Raw genomic sequence first — 15,556 nt, 5'->3', positions numbered from 1 at the left:
GGGGCGCGATAGTAAGCGCCCCGCCGTGGTGTTCGGGTCAGTTGTCGCCGACGAGATTCTGGATTTCGCGGCGGAAGACCTGGTTGGCAACCTCGTTGCGCCCCAGGAGCATGTTGCCTGCGTTCGCGCTCGCCATTGCATTCTGGGAGTCGCGCAGGATCGGGAAGTCCTCGTTGTGGAGGACGGCGATCAGGATTTCGACGTTCTTGTCCCAGGTCCGGTTCCAGCGTTCATCGGTGAGCCCGCTGTTCTCGACCGTCGGGGTGATCAGGCGAATCTCCATGTGGCAACGCTGCGGATCGGTGCGGTCGGGCCGGAAGGTGAGCAGCTGGAAATGGTCGGGCTGTTTGAGCAGGGTGCTGTTGGGGCCGACGAAGTGGCTCTCCGTGACGTGCTCGGCGAGGCTACGGTCACCGGGATCCTCCTCGATCCACCGGTCGATCGATTTGCGGAGACTCAGGAAACGGCAGTGGCTTCCGAAGTCTTCGAAGGCCATGACGTTGGTGTGGATGTGCTTGGCCGCGGTGTTCGGGTGCGCGTACTGAATGTGGTAGCCGTCGAGGAACGCATCCTGCATCAGCTTCCAGTTGACGGGCTCATCGAAAACCTGGGTCCGAGCGGTCACCATCTTGTCGAGTCCGTACGACTCCATGATCGAGTCCATGTCGGGACCGAGCCAGTCGGCGACGTCGATGGTGGCGTCGGTGTCGTCGATCACCCAGATGAAGCCGTGTCGCTCCTCGGTGGGTAGTTGAACGAGATTGCGCTCGGAGCGGTCGGCATCACCGAAGGTGTTGTCGCGGGTGATGGTGCGCAGCGTGCCGTCGGTGTCGTACGACCAGCGGTGGTACGGGCAGGAGAAGAGGCGACAACGGCCTTTCTCCTCCTTCTCGACCATGGCGCCGCGATGACGGCACTGGTTCACGAGGGTTTTGACGCTGCCATCGCGCTGCCGGACGACGATGACATTGTTCCGGGGCAGTTGGAGGGTGACGAAATCGCCGGCTCGGGGGATCTCCGAGCCGTGGGCGATGATCGACGGAACCCGGCCGAAGACTCGGTCCCGTTCCTTCTTGGCGATCTCCGGATCGGTGAACTCGATGGGTTCGAACCACGTGATGTGCTCGAACTCGTCGGTGGTGTCGTTGCGCAGGTGATCGAGCGCGCGGCGAATGCGTTCCTCGCGAGGAATTCCGACCTCGGTCATGGGGTGCCCTCCAGAGTGATGCGGAGGGTCGCCTTCGCGGTGGCCACCTCTCCGGCTGCGGTTCGGATCGATAGGCCTAAATCTAACTCAAGTAGTTTTAAGTGTAAAGCCTCGGGATGCCCGACCGTCGGCCCGCGGCCATTGTGACGAATACCGATTGGCATTAGATTTAGGGCAGTGAACCGGCAGATGAGGAGCGACAGTATGATCACGTACCAGTGGTGTTCGAAGTTGGATTCCGACGATCGGGACGAGGTGCTGTCCCTTGTTGCGGCGGCCGCCGAGTACGACCAGGAGGCGGGGTTCTCCCGGATACATCCGAAGGACGTGACGTCGACAAGCCGCGACGGCGTTCGGATCTCTCACCTGCCGATCAAGGCGCGCAGGGACCTGAGCGCGCGCGAGGATGCGCCCCTGGTGACGGTGGCCTACCTGCACCTGCAGGTGGACCGCGACGACTTGGGCACGGTGCAGTTCGTCGTCCATCCGGACTATCGGTCGCGCGGTGTTGCCACCGTGCTCGTCGAGGAACTCGGTCTGGACCCAACCGTGGACGGTGGCTGGAAGGGTACCGGCGCGGTGGCCCTGCGCTGCTGGGCGTATGGCACGCATCCCGCATCCGACCGTCTCACGCAACGGTTCGGGATCGCCCCGGTTAGCAGGTTGTGGACGCTGTTCCGTCATTTGTCGGGCCCGTTCGCGGTTCCCCTGGACCCTGTCGCGGTGCCAGAGGGGTTGACCGTCGGCGATCCGCGTCCACTCGGCGATCCGGCGGCGTTGCGATCGATCGACGCGGTGCTGGGGGCCGCATCCCTCGTCCCTGCGCAGCGTGAGCGTCTGTCCGACGAGATCCGCCTCGGTTCCGGCGATGTCCTGGTCGCCACCGATTCCTCGGAAGCGTGCGCGGGGTTCGTCTGGTTCGACCCGGCGCTGTCCCCGCATCTCGACCTGCGCGCGGGCTCGGTTCGGGGCCTCGTGCTCACGGAGGGGGGAGGGGCGCGGGCCTGGGTACGGCGCTTCTCGCGGCGGCGCTCGAAGGCTTGCGCGACGCCGGCGCGCAGCTCGCACTGATGCGCATCGATCCGGACGATGCGGCTGCGGTGCGTATGTGCCGGCTGATGTCGTTCGAGCAGGAAGATGAGCACTCGTGCTACCAGGTCGGCGAGTGGGCCGAGGCGCCCAGCTTCTGAGGACGCTCGGTTGTGGCGAACAACAATTCTTGTTCGTCGTTGACCTAATGGTTATAGGCGACTACGGTCTGTGCTGTAGCTCACAGCCGCTGGCGAATCGCCATTCGTGCGTCGCCCGGCTGCCCGGCTGACGTCCGAAGTATCCACTCGGAGAGGGATCCTCATCATATGGCTCCTCGAAGGCGAAGTCGGCTTCTCTTTGCTCGACTCCCACGAGGCCCACTACGTCACCGGGAGTCATCCTCCCGGTCGACACCGACTACAACATCCGCTGAGCGAAGGAGTTTCGAACATGACGACCACCGAGACCGCAGCAGGCGCTCCCCCCGCAATAGCCGACCGCGAACAAGTCTTCATCGGCGGCCGCTGGGTCGACTCGACCGGCGACGAATGGATCGACCTCGTCGACTCGTTCAGTGAGAAGACGGTCGCGCGGGTCCGTACCGCAACCGCTGAAGACGTCACCAAAGCGGTTGTCGCAGCACGTGAGTCGTTCGACAAGGGGGAGTGGGCGTCGCGCACCATGACCGAGCGTGCCGAAGTTCTCGACGCCATCGCCGACCGTCTCGAACAACGCGTGGAGGAACTCACCCCGATCGGAGTCATCGAGGTCGGTGTCCCGGTGAGTGTCAGCCGGCCGACCCAGGAGTTGGTCGGCGGGCTGTTCCGTGCAGTCGCCGCGGTAGCCCGCGAGTTCGAGATCAGCGAGGAAAGATCCCGCGCCGACGGCGGCGTCTCGCGCATCGTCAAGGAGCCGACCGGCGTGGTCGCCGCGATCATCCCGTGGAACGGGCCGATCGGCACGATCGCGTTCAAGCTCGCGCCGGCACTGGCCGCCGGCTGCTCCGTGGTGCTCAAAACCGCGCCCGAGGCACCGATCTCACCGTCGGTGTTCGCCGACATCATCGCCGAACTCGTTGCGGAAGGCCGCATCCCCGAGGGTGTTGTGAGCGTGCTGTGCGCCGACCGCGAGGTGTCCGAGACCCTCGTGACCAACCCCGACGTCGACCACATCACGTTCACCGGCAGCACCGCCGCGGGCCGGCGCATCATGTCGCTGGCGGGCGAGCGCATCGCACGCGTGTCGCTCGAACTCGGCGGCAAGTCCGCCGCGATCATCCTCGACGATGCCGACATCAACCACGTGCTGCAGACCCTTCCCATGGGCGGCTGCATGCAGTCGGGTCAGGCATGTATCGCCTTGACTCGTGTCCTCGTCTCGCGCAAGCGTCACGACGAGGTGCTCGAGGCGTTGAAGGCCGCATACGGGTCGCTGCCGATGGGCAACCCGTGGGAGCCGACCAACTTCCTCGGTCCGCTCGCATCGAAGCGTCAGCAGGACCGTGTGCTCGGCTACATCGACATCGCGAAGGAAGACGGCGCGAAGGTCGTGCTCGGCGGCGGCCGTCCCGACGGCCTCGATCAGGGCTTTTTCGTGGCACCGACTCTGCTCGACCGGGTGCACCCCGACTCCCGGGTCGCACAGGAAGAGGTCTTCGGCCCGGTCATCTCGGTGATCACCTACGAAGACGAGGACGACGCCGTCACGATTGCCAACAACTCGGTGTACGGCCTGTCGGGCGCGGTGTACACGGAGGATCTCGACCACGGGTTCGAGATTGCGCGGCGCATCCGCACCGGCACCATCAGTGTCAATACGGCGACGATGGACTTCACCCTGCCGTTCGGTGGCTACAAGCAGTCGGGTGTCGGGCGTGAAGGCGGGATCGAGGGGCTCGAGGAATTCTTCGAAACCAAGACCGTCCACCTGCCTGCCCCCGCCCAATAGGGGCGACGATCAGGCGGCGGTGCCCCACGAATCCGATCCGTGGGGCACCGCCCGCGTCGAGGGACCGCTCGGCTCAGTTGGTCGACACGCTCAGCTCGCCGATGTGCCGTGCTTTCGCGACCGTGATCTGCTCGTTGCGCACCACGCCGTACAGGAAGCTGCGGATCATCTCCTCGAACAACTGCCGGGAGGTCATCTCGTTCTCGGTGAGAGCCCTCGCCAGCAGCGGCTGCGAATCCGGGTCGACGTTCGGGAAGATTGTGGTCTTCGTACTCGGCTTGCGCATTGCTTCGGTGAGCACCGCACCCAGCGTCAGGCGCTCCATACCGTCGAGAATCTGGACGTGCAGGCGTGCCGGTACGCCGGACTCCTCGAGAAATCGGGCGGTGTCCTCGTAGGTGCCGATCAGCAGATCGCGCGGCAGATACTGGAGCAGGATCGGTGCGGCGTTGCGGTGCTTGAGGATCGACCGGCGAAGGTTCATGCTCAGCGTCACGAAGAATTCGGGCCAGTCCGGACCGGGTTTGCGGCGCGGCAGGGCACCGGCGCCGGCGATCTGCCGCGCTACAGCTTGGAGGATCTCCGACTTGTCGGCGAAGTGGTGGTACAGGGAGGGCGCCTGAACCCCGAGATGTTTCGCCAGCCGCGGCAGGCTGAACGCATCGAGTCCCTCGGAGTCGATGATCTCGATGGACGCGGCCACCGCGGACGCGCGACTGATGAGAGGCTTCGACGGTCGGGCCATCATTCGCTTTCGGCTAGTTCGGACCGCCGGACGGGTCTGCCCGGCGGTTTACAGAAATGGTATCTGTTCCGGTCGGTCCGGTGGTCACGCGGTGAGGACGGCCTCGTCGAGGAACTCCACCAGGCCCCGACTCAACACGTCATTGTCGTCGCCACCCACCATGTGCCCCGCACCGCCCACATCGATGTGCCGTGCCCCGGGGATCAGGTCCAGGAGTTCGCGCGCACCTTCGGCGCTGACCACATCCGACTGGGCGCCGCGAATGAGCAGGGTCGGGACCGTGACGGCCCGCGCCGCGGCACGGGCGCGGGCCTCGCGCTCGGCCGCAGCATCCGGCAGGTTCGTGCGCGCCGACAGCAACCGCGGATCCCAGTGCCAGTACCAGCGACCGTCACGTTCGCGCAGGTTCTTACGCAATCCCTCTACCCGTGGTGGCCGGCGACGGTTCGGGTTGTACGCGATCACCGCGGCGAGCGCGTCGTGCAGGCTGTCGAAGCCCGACAGTCCCGCGCGCATGAATCCCGTGATCTTGTCCAGGCCCTCCGGCTCGGCCTTCGGTGTGATGTCCACCAGCACCAACGCTCGGGCGAGTCCCGGGTTGTCACCCTGCGCGACAAGTGAGGCCATCCCGCCCATCGACGCACCGACGAGCACCGGTGGCTCACCGAGTTCATCGACGACCGCGCGAAGGTCCCGGGCGTGTGCGTCGTGGCTGTAGTCACCGTCATCGGCCCAGTCGCTGTCGCCGTGCCCCCGCGCGTCGATCGTGTATGCGCGCCAGCCCTGCTCGCCGAGCCGGATTCCTGTGCGCTGCCACGAGTGCCTCGTCTGTCCACCGCCGTGCAGCAGCAGGACGGTGCCTTTCCGCTCGGACGCGGGTTCCCACACGTCGGCGACGAGCGAAACGCCGTCTCCGCGAAGTCTGGTCACGTTGCTGATGATGGTCATGTTGCTTATGCCCTTCGGCTGGAGGTCAGTGTCCGGAAGTGCCACCGTCGACAGCGAGGGTCGACCCGGTGATGTAGCCGGAAGCACGGCTGGCGAGAAACACGACGGCGGCATCGATCTCGCGCTGGGTAGCGGTCCGCCCGAGCGAGCAACCGCGCAGGAACTCCCCGAGCGTATCCGACGACATCTCGGAGATCAGATCGGTTTCGACGAAACCGGGGGCGATCGCGTTGACGCGGATCCCTTTTCGTTGTGACCACTGATGGGACAGGTCACGGGTGAGGCCGATGAGACCGGCCTTGCTCGCCGTGTAGGCGGCTTGGGGGAGGGCCGACTTGACCAGGCCGAGCATGCTGGCGACGTTGACGATGCTCGAGCCTGGCTTCATCACGCGTCCACATGCCTGCGCTGCCCAATAGCTGCCGAGCAGGTTCACGTCCATCACGGCACGAAAGTCCTCGGGTCGTTCGCGCGTCGCGGGTGCGGAGTGGGTGACGCCGGCGTTGTTGATCAGAATGTCGAGTTGGCCGAACTCGGCGATCGCGGCGCGGGCGAGGGCGTCGCACTGCTCGGGGTCGGTGACATCGGTGGGGACGATGAGGCAGCGGCGGCCGGTGGCCACGACGGTCGGGGCGACGGCTTCGAGCCGCTCGCGTCGGCGCGCGGCGATCACCACGTCCGCTCCGGCCTCCGCGAGGGCACGTGCGAATCCGGCACCCAAGCCGCTGCCGGCACCCGTCACGACGGCGACGGACCCGTCGAGCCTGAAGAGGTCGAGGATCGAGGTGGTGGTGCCTACGGTATCTGTCGAGGTCATCTGGCTTCTCCTGGTGTTACGTGTCGTGATGTCGTCGGTGGGCTTGCATCTCCTAAACCTAATTACATAAGATTTGATTGTAGGTGAAGCCCAGGGGAGTGAGAACACTGATGGCCGGAAACACCGATGTGGAGCAGAGCAAGATGCAGGTGATCGGCAAGGATGCGGTTGCCGACGGCGTCGTGGCGGTGCGGCTTGCTGATCCCGACGGAGGGCGTGTCCCCGCCTGGGACCCCGGCTCGCATATCGACGTCATCATCGACGAGTCGACGGTCCGGCAGTACTCGCTCTGCGGCGACCCGGCCGACGACACCTGTCTGACCGTCGCGGTCCTCCGCGAGGAGAGGGGACGCGGTGGATCGCGGTGGGTTCACGACTCGCTGCAAGTCGGCGACCTCGTCAGCATCGCCGGTCCCCGCAACAACTTCAGCCTCGAACCTGTGCGGTCCTATCTCTTCGTCGCGGGCGGCATCGGCATCACGCCGCTGCTGCCGATGCTGCGTGCCGCCGACGCGGCCGGTGCCGACTGGCGGTTGTTGTACGGCGGGCGCACACGCGCGAGCATGGCCTTCGCGGATGACCTCGTCGCCCGGCATCCCGATCGGGTCGACCTTCGACCTCAGGACGAATGCGGCATCCTCGACCTGGCGGCAGCGCTCGACGCCGTCGGCGACGGCACCGGCGTGTATTGCTGTGGCCCGGAGCCGCTTCTGCAGGCCATCGAGAACGAGTGTCGTCACCGCTCCGGCGTTACCTTGCACGTCGAACGGTTCGCCGCGAAGCAGCGGCCGGCCGATGCCGTCGACGGGGCATTCGAGGTCGAACTCCGGCAATCCGGCAAGACGATCACCGTCGGCACGAACGAAACACTGCTCGACGCGGTGCTCCGCTCCGGCGTCGATGCGCCGTTCTCGTGCCGCGAGGGAACCTGCGGTACGTGCGAAACTGCTGTGGTCGAAGGTGTTCCAGACCATCGCGATTCAATCCTGACCGAGGACGAACAGTCGAAGAACGACTGCATGATGATCTGCGTATCCCGCAGCTGCACAACCAAACTCACGCTGGATCTGTAGATCCGGCCTATGGTGACCCAACGCCTCGCCACTCCGACAGCGGGAGGGCGCAACTCCGTCGCGCCGCGTGTGCTGATTCCTGCGCTCTGCTTCGTCGTGATGATCACCTCGATCATGCAGACCGCAGTGGTGCCGTTGATGCCCGACATCGCGACGCAACTGGGGGCGAGTGCTGACGCTGCCGGCTGGGTCGTGACGGCGAATCTCCTTGCCGCAACGGTCTGCACACCATTGCTCGGGCGGATGGCAGATCTGTGCGGGCCACGGAGGGTGCTGCTCGGAATCCTGGTCGTCGTACTCGCGGGTTCACTTCTCTGTGTCGCGTGGGACTCGTTACCGGCACTCGTCGCAGGCCGAGCACTGCAAGGCGCGTCGTTCGCGCTGTTTCCCATCGGCGTCGCGATCCTGCGCACTGCGCTCGGACCGTATCGGCTCGAGGCGGCACTCGGCATCATGTCGGGGATGATGAGCGTCGGCGGCGGTGCGGGAATGATCGCCGCTGGACTGTTGTACAGCGAAGGTGACGACTATCGCCGCGTGTTCTGGATGATGGTGGCGCTCGCCCTCATCGCTGTTCTCGTTGCGTGGCTCGTGGTTCCCGGCACACCCGGCTCCGGTACCGGATCCGGATTCGACTTCTGGGGCGCGATCGGGCTCGCGTTCGGCCTCTCCGTGCTGCTTCTAGCGCTTGCGCAGGGTGGAACGTGGGGCTGGGTCTCCGTGCGGACGATCGGCTGCGCCGCCACCGGTGTGCTGGTGCTCGCCCTCTGGTACTGGCACGAACGGAGGTTCGCCACGCCGTTGGTGGCACCTGCGCTGCTGACGGCCCGGTCGGTGGCTCCGGCGCACCTCGCCGCGTTCCTGGTAGGTGTCGCGATGTTCGTGCAGTTCCTGGCCATCGCGATGTTCGTGCAGGTCCCCCGCGAGGAAGCGGGGTACGGATTCGGTGCGTCGGTACTCGAGACGAGTCTGGTTTATCTGCTGCCCGGGCAGGTAGTGGGCATGGCGGCGGCAGCAGTGAGTGGACTCGTTGTTCGGCGGTTCCGCGCTGACCGGGTGCTGATGGTGGCGTGCGCCATCGGTGTGTGCGGGTTCGCGATGTTGGTGGCGGCACACGAGCACGCGTGGCAACTGATCGCGGCGGTTGTGGTCCTCAACGTCTTCGTCAGCGTTGCTTACGGTGCGCTGCCGTCGATGCTCGTGGAGCACGTGCCGGTGGCCGATACCGGTGTCGCGAACGGCATCAATGCGATCGCACGAACGTTTGGCAGTTCCCTGGCCAGTGCGCTGGTTGCGGTCCTGCTCGCGACCTTCGCGGTCGCGGGTACCACCATCCCGGCCGAGCGCGCGTTCGTCGCTGCGTTCGTTGTCGGAGGAGTGGCTGTCTCTGCGGCCGGTCTGGTGGCCGCAGCCGCACGACTTTGCAAATGACAAATATTGATTGACGTATCACAGCTGAACCGATACTGTGTGCTTCACACGGCGCAAGGGTGTTTCTTTCCCGTGGATTCCCTGCTGAAAAATTCCTGCTGGCGAACCTGTTTCGAACATTCTTCGTGTCGGGCGCATTGCGCTACCAGTTGTTAGACGTCGCGCGAGTGCGACTCACGAAAGGTCGGGAACACATGGCTGCCACTGTCGGCTCTGCCCTCTATTGGTGGGCGAGGACCAAGGGAGAACAGAACGCGATCATCGTCGCGGGCGAGGCCCTCACCTATCGTGAACTCCAGGACTGGTCCGGGCGTATTGCGCGCACCATCGTCGAGCGGGGCATCGAACCCGGGGACCGGGTCGGCGTACTCGGTCCGAACTCACTGACGTGGCCCGTGGTGGCCCTGGGCGTGCTCAAGGCGGGCGCGGTGCTCGTCCCGCTCAATCCTCGATTCAAGCCGGCCGAACTGCGTAAGGTCGCAGACGACGCCGGCGTGACGATGGTCATCGCGCCCGAAGAATTCGCTGCGACCGTCGAAGAAGCGCGCGGGCTGGGCGATACCTTCGACACCCTCATGTTCACCGACGTGGTGCCGCTGCGTGAGGGCGGCCGCGACGACTTCCGGATCGACATCGCCCCCGAAGATCCGACGGCCTTGCTGTTCACCAGCGGTTCCACGGGATTGTCGAAGGGCGTCATCTGCACCAATCGGACATTGCTCAACATCGTCTTCGAAGCCACTCTCACCGAGGAAGGCTTCCGCCCCGGCTCCACGTCGCTGTTGGTGCTGCCGCTCGTGTTCACCCCCGGCCTCGTGTGGGGCCTGGTCATGACAACGGTGCTCGGCGGCACCCTGATCATCGAGAAGGAGCTCGATCCGGGACGCGCGGCCAAGATCCTCGGCGAACACAACGTCCAGGCGCTCTTCGGTGTACCGCTGATCTTCGAAGCGATCTCGCGGTCGCGGGAGTTCGAGAATGCCGACCTGTCGTCTCTGCGCACAGCGATCGTCGGTGGCGCGGCAGTTGCTCCGGCACTGCTGCAGCGCTGGGCCGACAAGGGAGTGGCGCTGCGCCAGATCTACGGGATGACCGAAGCCGGCGGTGTCGCAACTGCGACGCTCGTCGCCGAATCGTTCGACCATCCGGACACGTGCGGATCCGGCTCGATTTTTTCGGAGGTGAAGGTGATCCGCGAAGACGGCACCGATGCAGCTCCTGGTGAAGAAGGCGAAATCCTGTTGCGTGGACCCGGCGTGACCCCTGGCTACTGGAACGACGCCGAGTCCACGGCTTCCGCGTTGCGGGACGGGTGGCTGTACAGCGGCGATCTCGGCACCCTAGACGAGGACGGACGCGTCAAGTTCGTCGACCGGCTCAAGGACCTCATCATCACCGGTGGCATCAACATCTCTCCCGTCGAGATCGAGCGTGTCATCAGCGAGATCCCGGGCGTCGAGGAAGTCGCCGTCATCGCGGCGTCCGACGAGCGTTTCGGTGAGACGCCCGCGGCAATCGTCACCGTGAAGGACGGAGTCGACGCGGCGGCAATCGTCGAGCACTGCGACCGGCTGGTGGCCGACTACAAGGTCCCGCGCTACGTCGTGATCCGGGACGAGCCGCTGCCGCGGCTCCCCAGTGGCAAGCTGTCGAAGACGGCGATCCGCTTCGAGTATCGGGACGTGTCCGAACGATTCGACAAGGTCCGCTGATCCGCCCATCGTGGAGACCTGAGAAGGAGCCACCGTGCCCGAGACCGATCCCAGCAACCCAGTGATCCTCGAGCGGAACGGGGAGATCGCCGTCGTGCGATTTAACCGCCCCGATCGGCTCAATGCGTTCACCAACGAGATGTGTTATCGCCTCATCGAAATCTTCGACGAGACCGACGACGACGACGACGTGCGCGCGGTTGTCCTCACCGGAACGGGGCGCGCGTTCTGTGCGGGTGCCGATCTCGCTGGTGGTGGCGATACGTTCGTCCTCGGCGACGACCCGGTGACAGGCGGAGCTCCGGCCGATACGGGCGGACAGGTTACGCTGCGGATCTACCGCTCCCTGAAGCCGGTGATCGCAGCGATCAACGGGCCGGCAGCCGGTGTCGGCGTCACCATGACGCTCCCGGCCGATATCCGCATTGCGTCGGAGACAGCGAAGTTCGGATTCGTGTTCACTCGCCGCGGGTTGGTGCCCGAGGCATGTTCGACATGGTTTCTCCCGCGCGCCGTCGGGATCTCGACCGCCGTGGAGTGGACGGTCGGCGGCAAGATGGTGTCGGCTACGGAAGCTCTCGAACGCGGCCTCGTTCGTGAGCTCGTACCCGCTGATCAGGTGCTCGATCGGGCCCTCGAAGTTGCTCGGGAACTCGTGTCCGGCACGTCGCCGGTGTCGGCGGCGCTGACCCGGCAGCTGATGTGGCGGATGCTCGGTGCCTCGGGCCCGGAGGTCGCGCACCGCGCCGAGTCGATCGGCATCTACGTTCGGGGGACATCCGACGATGTGCGCGAAGGCGTCGACGCATTCCTCGAGAAGCGTGACCCCAAGTTCCCGAACCGGATCTCGGAGGGATTGCCGGTGCTGTTCGAGTAGTTCCAGTCGCTTCTTGACGATTTCAGACCCCGATGTCTGCCGATAGAGCGGCATCGGGGTTGGCCATTTCAGCGTCCTGTCGTTGACAAATATCAGTCCTTGTATCATTTCCCGTACTTGATCGGCAGGGACGAGAGTTTCGGGAGTTACGACATGGCGCGACGACGGGGGAACGTCCTCAGTGATGACACTGAGGTGGCGCGCGGTCAAATCTTGAAAGCTGCCGAATCGATGTTCCAGCGATACGGGCTCTCGAAGACGACGATGGACGACATCGCGAAGGAAGCCGGCGTCTCGCGGCCTACCGTCTACCGGTACTTCGGCGACCGCGACACGCTGATCACAGCACTGATCGAGGTACGGTCGCGCCGCTTGTTCGACAAGGCACGGGCCTTTCTGCGTTCGCGTGAGACGTTTGCGGAACAGATCGTCGACGGCTTGGTTTTCCTGGTCGATCGGGGTCGCCACGACCCGATCATCCGCTTGATAGTGAGCCCTGAGCACATGGACCTGGCTACCGCACTGGTGGGAAGCACCGGACTCGCGGCCAGTCTGACGCAGGAGATGTGGGAGCCGCTGCTCACGGAGGCCCGCGCGCGAGATGAGATCCGCGCGGGGTTGAGCGACAAAGAGATCTGCCAGTGGATCGCGCTGGTTCAGCTCATCTTGGTCGGGCGGATGGACTTCAGCTCGGAGGGGGATCCGGAGAACCGGCGGATGCTGACCAACTTCCTGTTGCCCGGAATCGTGACGGAGAAAGCCGCCAACAAGCTGCGGTTACGTAAATAGGGGAGCCGCCGCGGGATAGGGAAATCCGAGGTAGCGGCGGCTGGAGTGGGGTGCCGAGCTGCGCGGCGATCTGAGCCCACGACATGTCCGCGTGAGCGTGGTGGCCACCGCCGGGTCGGTAGATCGTCGGCTGTTCCTGTCGGCGGCGACCGATCTTGACCTCACTACACACGTTTGCTCGGTGGAGTTGGTCAACCCGTTACGCACTCGGGTCTCCGGTGGCTACCGTCGTACCAGGACAGGAAATCTCCGAGACGCCGAGCCCAGGAAGATGTGCGCGCCTGCGCTACCTGTTCCCAACGCCGTTGATCAGGGTCGATTGTCGATGTAGCCCTTCTCTCCGCACGAACCGATTCGGATCGCGGGTCAGGACTATTTAAGTCGAATCGCACCGGCGGAGGCCTGGCGTCCGCCGTCGGACCGTCGGCACACGTTGTGAGGCAGGCGATTGCGCACTGCGACTGCCCCGGAGATCCTCGACCGGGCGGATGAGCTGGCGAGGTGTTCGGCTGGCGGGGTGTTCGAGGAGTACGAGTCGTGCCTAGTGGGGGTCGCCGCGATCTGAATGCAGGCGACTCCGCAAGCGGCGGTTGACGACAGAATGTCTCCTACCTACTCGCGGTGAAGGGGTGTGGGTGTGACGTAGTCGATGCGTGAAATGTGAACAGATCTCTGGTGGCGACAGCAGTCCGCCGATATTCTGGCCGCGCACCGATCCCGACCCTCAGCGTTGTGGTCGGTGCAGGAGCTGCCGTCTTCCCCCGAAAAGTTGGGCGGGGCTTCGCCTGCCGCGGCTGTGGGTGCCTGCCGGCAGTGAGACCCCACCCGCGGCGCGTCACGGTTCGGCCGGTGGGTCTCTGTGCGGTCAGCCGTCGATCGGTTCGTAGATCGCAACGGGCCCGGGACAACCCGGGGTGGCGCATTCGTACAGGTCGGTCTTGAGGAGCACGCCGCCGAGGCTGGCGTAGATGTAGCGCCGGAACGCCGCGTTGCCGCACGTCACGCAGTCGCTGTCGATCTGGATCCACTCGCCTCCCATGGCCGGACCCTAGCCGGGCAGGGCGTGGCGCCGGGAGGCGGGGGAGGTTCGCTGGGGTCTCCGGGCCGTGAGCGGCTCGTGGTCCGCCCAGTCGCGTGCACCTGTGCCAGGCGTGCGCGCAGCGCCGCGCGGTCCATCTCGGCAACTATCTCGTCGAGCTCGCGGAGAACGAAGGCGATCTCGCTGCCGTTGCGTGCGGACTCCAACGACGTGGATCGATCTGGTGGACACTCCAGCGCGGACATTGCGTGCGCGAATTGCTGCACCCACGCTCGGAGATGTTCGAACCACCGTTCGCCGAGGTTGATCCGGCGGCGGCGATTCTCCAAGGTAGATCAGGACGTCGGGGGAGCCGGACAATCCGGACCTCACTACCGTTTTATGTGATAATGCCGTCCTCAGGGTGCCAAGCCGTCGGCGCCGGTAAGGGTGACGAACTCGGTTCCCGCGGAGCGGAGTTGGGGGAGCGCTGACGCGAGGCCCTCGGCGGTGCCGGTTTCGGGGTGGTTGCCGTGCAGGATCACGATGGACCCGGGGGTGGCGGTGGTGAGGGCGGAGTGCACCGCGGCCGGGGACAGGGTTGCGCCGGCGTCGCCGTTGACGGTGAATCCGACGACTTGTTCGCCGAGGTCTCGGACGAGGGCGGCGGCGACGTCGTCGCAGTGGGCGGTGCCGGGTCGGAACCATCGGGGTGGTGTCCCGGTGATGGCGGACAGGCGGTGGTGGTTGGTCAGAACTTCGTCGACGACCTCGGCGGCGGAGCGGGTGCCGGTGATGGTGTAGGCGGATTTGCCGGTCACCGACAGCGGTAGGTGGCGGGTGCCGTGGTTGGCGAGTTCGAACAGTGGGTTTGCGGCCAGTTGGTAGGTGACGGCCGGGTTTGCGTCGATCCAGCGGCCGTTGAGGAAGAACGTGGCGGGGATCTGCTCGCGGTCGAGGAGGGCGATCAGGGCGTTGTCGACGTCGCTGCCGTTCGGGCCACCGCACGCATCGATGGTCAGCGCGATCCGACGGCCTGCGGCCGCGAGGCGGGTGTGCACTCCGCTGACGGCGGTACCCCATTCGTGCGGGATCGCGGTGGCGTATTTGGCGGCCAGTGCCGCGGGGTCCGCCGGTGGGGGAGCGAGCGGCGCCGGTACCGGCGCGGCCGTGTCCGGGATCGGGCCGTCGGGGAGACCGGGGATCGGAGCCGCCGCCGACACCCGGGTGTGGGTGTAGGTGTCGAGCGCGGCGAGCACACTGCCGCCGACGAGGCCGAGCAGGACGGTTCGGCGGGTGTGGCTCGGTGTCGTGTGGGCACCACGGGTGCTGGGGCCTTTCGTGAGCGCGATGGTCGTCGTGTACCACGTGGACGGTGAACGCGGTGGTGGCACCGGGAAAGTGGGCGGGTGGAGAAGGGGACGGGATGTTTCATGCCGTGGTCGCGGGCGGCGCTCCGGCCAGGGCCAGGGCCAGGGGCGGGCCCTGGCCGAGGGTGCGGCACCCGCGTTCGAGCGGTGACGACCACCCGATGAGCCGAAGCGGCCCGGTCGGAGCGTGTTCCGCTTCGGCCGGGCCTCGCCGGGAAGTAACAGGACACCGGCGCGTGAGCCCCGGACCGCACCCCGTTGCGTGATGCGCATCGGGGCGGTGTGCTTGAGGGGGCGGTGTAGTGGGTTCCGCATTCGGTGCACTGCAGTGGTTGGCCTGGCCGGTGCGCCTCCTGTGGACGTAACTGCGGGTGAAATCCTCCACCGGCTCGGACCGTTCGGTGCCACGGTGCGTGCCGAATCCCCGCCAGCAAGTGGGGGTTTGACTGGCGGGGATGACACCGGCAACCTGCACTTGGTGTGGACCGGTGCGAGGAAAATGGTAGGCCCGCGCGCCCTCGCATCGCGGTGATGTGATCTACCGCACACACATTTTTTTGCTGGTTTCCCGGTGGTGGGGCTGTAATCCG

At 65.7% G+C, this 15,556-nt stretch carries 12 protein-coding genes and 1 pseudogene; 7 read left to right on the top strand and 6 right to left on the bottom strand.

The features are described from left to right. Window positions 1-37 precede the first annotated feature (37 nt). A complete protein-coding gene (locus CJ179_RS00630; protein ID WP_095860375.1) occupies window positions 38-1,207 on the bottom strand; it encodes an aromatic ring-hydroxylating dioxygenase subunit alpha in 1,170 nt (389 codons plus the stop codon). 204 nt (window positions 1,208-1,411) lie between these two features. On the opposite strand from CJ179_RS00630, the pseudogene CJ179_RS00625 reads away from it, so the two are divergent. Next, window positions 1,412-2,397: pseudogene (locus tag CJ179_RS00625) on the top strand (GNAT family N-acetyltransferase). Between the two features lie 292 nt (window positions 2,398-2,689). Further along, complete coding sequence (locus tag CJ179_RS00620) at window positions 2,690-4,186, top strand: aldehyde dehydrogenase (RefSeq protein ID WP_095860374.1); 1,497 nt, start codon at window positions 2,690-2,692, stop codon at window positions 4,184-4,186. A 73-nt stretch (window positions 4,187-4,259) separates the two neighbouring features. On the opposite strand, the gene CJ179_RS00615 is transcribed toward CJ179_RS00620, so the two are convergent. From CJ179_RS00615 to CJ179_RS00605, 3 genes are all read right to left on the bottom strand, one after another. Then, entirely contained in the window at window positions 4,260-4,931 is a 672-nt protein-coding gene (locus tag CJ179_RS00615) for a TetR family transcriptional regulator (RefSeq protein WP_095861013.1), read from the bottom strand. Window positions 4,932-5,015: 84 nt separating this feature from the next. Then, window positions 5,016-5,879, bottom strand: a complete 864-nt coding sequence (locus tag CJ179_RS00610; protein ID WP_095860373.1) for an alpha/beta fold hydrolase — start codon at window positions 5,877-5,879, stop codon at window positions 5,016-5,018. Window positions 5,880-5,904: 25 nt separating this feature from the next. Further along, window positions 5,905-6,696: an SDR family NAD(P)-dependent oxidoreductase gene (locus CJ179_RS00605; protein WP_095860372.1), complete on the bottom strand. Its 792-nt coding sequence runs from the start codon at window positions 6,694-6,696 to the stop codon at window positions 5,905-5,907. A gap of 110 nt (window positions 6,697-6,806) precedes the next feature. Here CJ179_RS00605 and CJ179_RS00600 point away from each other — a divergent pair, with 110 nt between their 5' ends. The 5 genes from CJ179_RS00600 to CJ179_RS00580 all read left to right on the top strand — a co-directional run bounded on the left by CJ179_RS00600 (window position 6,807) and on the right by CJ179_RS00580 (window position 12,578). Continuing rightward, window positions 6,807-7,769: a PDR/VanB family oxidoreductase gene (locus CJ179_RS00600; RefSeq protein ID WP_095860371.1), complete on the top strand. Its 963-nt coding sequence runs from the start codon at window positions 6,807-6,809 to the stop codon at window positions 7,767-7,769. Between the two features lie 9 nt (window positions 7,770-7,778). Then, the gene (locus tag CJ179_RS00595) at window positions 7,779-9,200 is read left to right on the top strand and encodes an MFS transporter (RefSeq protein ID WP_095860370.1); all 1,422 of its coding nucleotides are present in this window, start codon (window positions 7,779-7,781) and stop codon (window positions 9,198-9,200) included. A gap of 194 nt (window positions 9,201-9,394) precedes the next feature. Next, window positions 9,395-10,912 (top strand): class I adenylate-forming enzyme family protein, encoded by a 1,518-nt coding sequence (locus tag CJ179_RS00590; protein ID WP_095860369.1) that lies wholly within the window; start codon window positions 9,395-9,397, stop codon window positions 10,910-10,912. Window positions 10,913-10,946: 34 nt separating this feature from the next. Beyond that, a complete protein-coding gene (locus CJ179_RS00585; protein ID WP_095860368.1) occupies window positions 10,947-11,789 on the top strand; it encodes an enoyl-CoA hydratase-related protein in 843 nt (280 codons plus the stop codon). A gap of 153 nt (window positions 11,790-11,942) precedes the next feature. Further along, a complete protein-coding gene (locus CJ179_RS00580; protein WP_095861012.1) occupies window positions 11,943-12,578 on the top strand; it encodes a TetR/AcrR family transcriptional regulator in 636 nt (211 codons plus the stop codon). Window positions 12,579-13,443: 865 nt separating this feature from the next. On the opposite strand, the gene CJ179_RS51215 is transcribed toward CJ179_RS00580, so the two are convergent. After that, complete coding sequence (locus tag CJ179_RS51215; RefSeq protein ID WP_179377477.1) at window positions 13,444-13,617, bottom strand: hypothetical protein; 174 nt, start codon at window positions 13,615-13,617, stop codon at window positions 13,444-13,446. Window positions 13,618-14,015: 398 nt separating this feature from the next. Continuing rightward, window positions 14,016-14,990: a polysaccharide deacetylase family protein gene (locus tag CJ179_RS00575; RefSeq protein WP_306454227.1), complete on the bottom strand. Its 975-nt coding sequence runs from the start codon at window positions 14,988-14,990 to the stop codon at window positions 14,016-14,018. Between the last annotated feature and the right edge of the window lie 566 nt (window positions 14,991-15,556).

The organism is Rhodococcus sp. ACS1 (assembly GCF_002300155.1).
In the GTDB taxonomy this organism is placed as follows: Bacteria; Actinomycetota; Actinomycetes; order Mycobacteriales; family Mycobacteriaceae; genus Rhodococcus_F; species Rhodococcus_F koreensis.
This window is presented reverse-complemented; position numbering and strand designations above follow the sequence as displayed.

Coding starts and splice junctions, on each gene's coding strand:
- CJ179_RS00630 (WP_095860375.1), bottom strand. CDS start 1,207: ATGACCGAGGTCGGAATTCCTCGCGAGGAACGCATTCGCCGCGCGCTC.
- CJ179_RS00620 (WP_095860374.1), top strand. CDS start 2,690: ATGACGACCACCGAGACCGCAGCAGGCGCTCCCCCCGCAATAGCCGAC.
- CJ179_RS00615 (WP_095861013.1), bottom strand. CDS start 4,931: ATGGCCCGACCGTCGAAGCCTCTCATCAGTCGCGCGTCCGCGGTGGCC.
- CJ179_RS00610 (WP_095860373.1), bottom strand. CDS start 5,879: ATGACCATCATCAGCAACGTGACCAGACTTCGCGGAGACGGCGTTTCG.
- CJ179_RS00605 (WP_095860372.1), bottom strand. CDS start 6,696: ATGACCTCGACAGATACCGTAGGCACCACCACCTCGATCCTCGACCTC.
- CJ179_RS00600 (WP_095860371.1), top strand. CDS start 6,807: ATGGCCGGAAACACCGATGTGGAGCAGAGCAAGATGCAGGTGATCGGC.
- CJ179_RS00595 (WP_095860370.1), top strand. CDS start 7,779: ATGGTGACCCAACGCCTCGCCACTCCGACAGCGGGAGGGCGCAACTCC.
- CJ179_RS00590 (WP_095860369.1), top strand. CDS start 9,395: ATGGCTGCCACTGTCGGCTCTGCCCTCTATTGGTGGGCGAGGACCAAG.
- CJ179_RS00580 (WP_095861012.1), top strand. CDS start 11,943: ATGGCGCGACGACGGGGGAACGTCCTCAGTGATGACACTGAGGTGGCG.
- CJ179_RS51215 (WP_179377477.1), bottom strand. CDS start 13,617: ATGGGAGGCGAGTGGATCCAGATCGACAGCGACTGCGTGACGTGCGGC.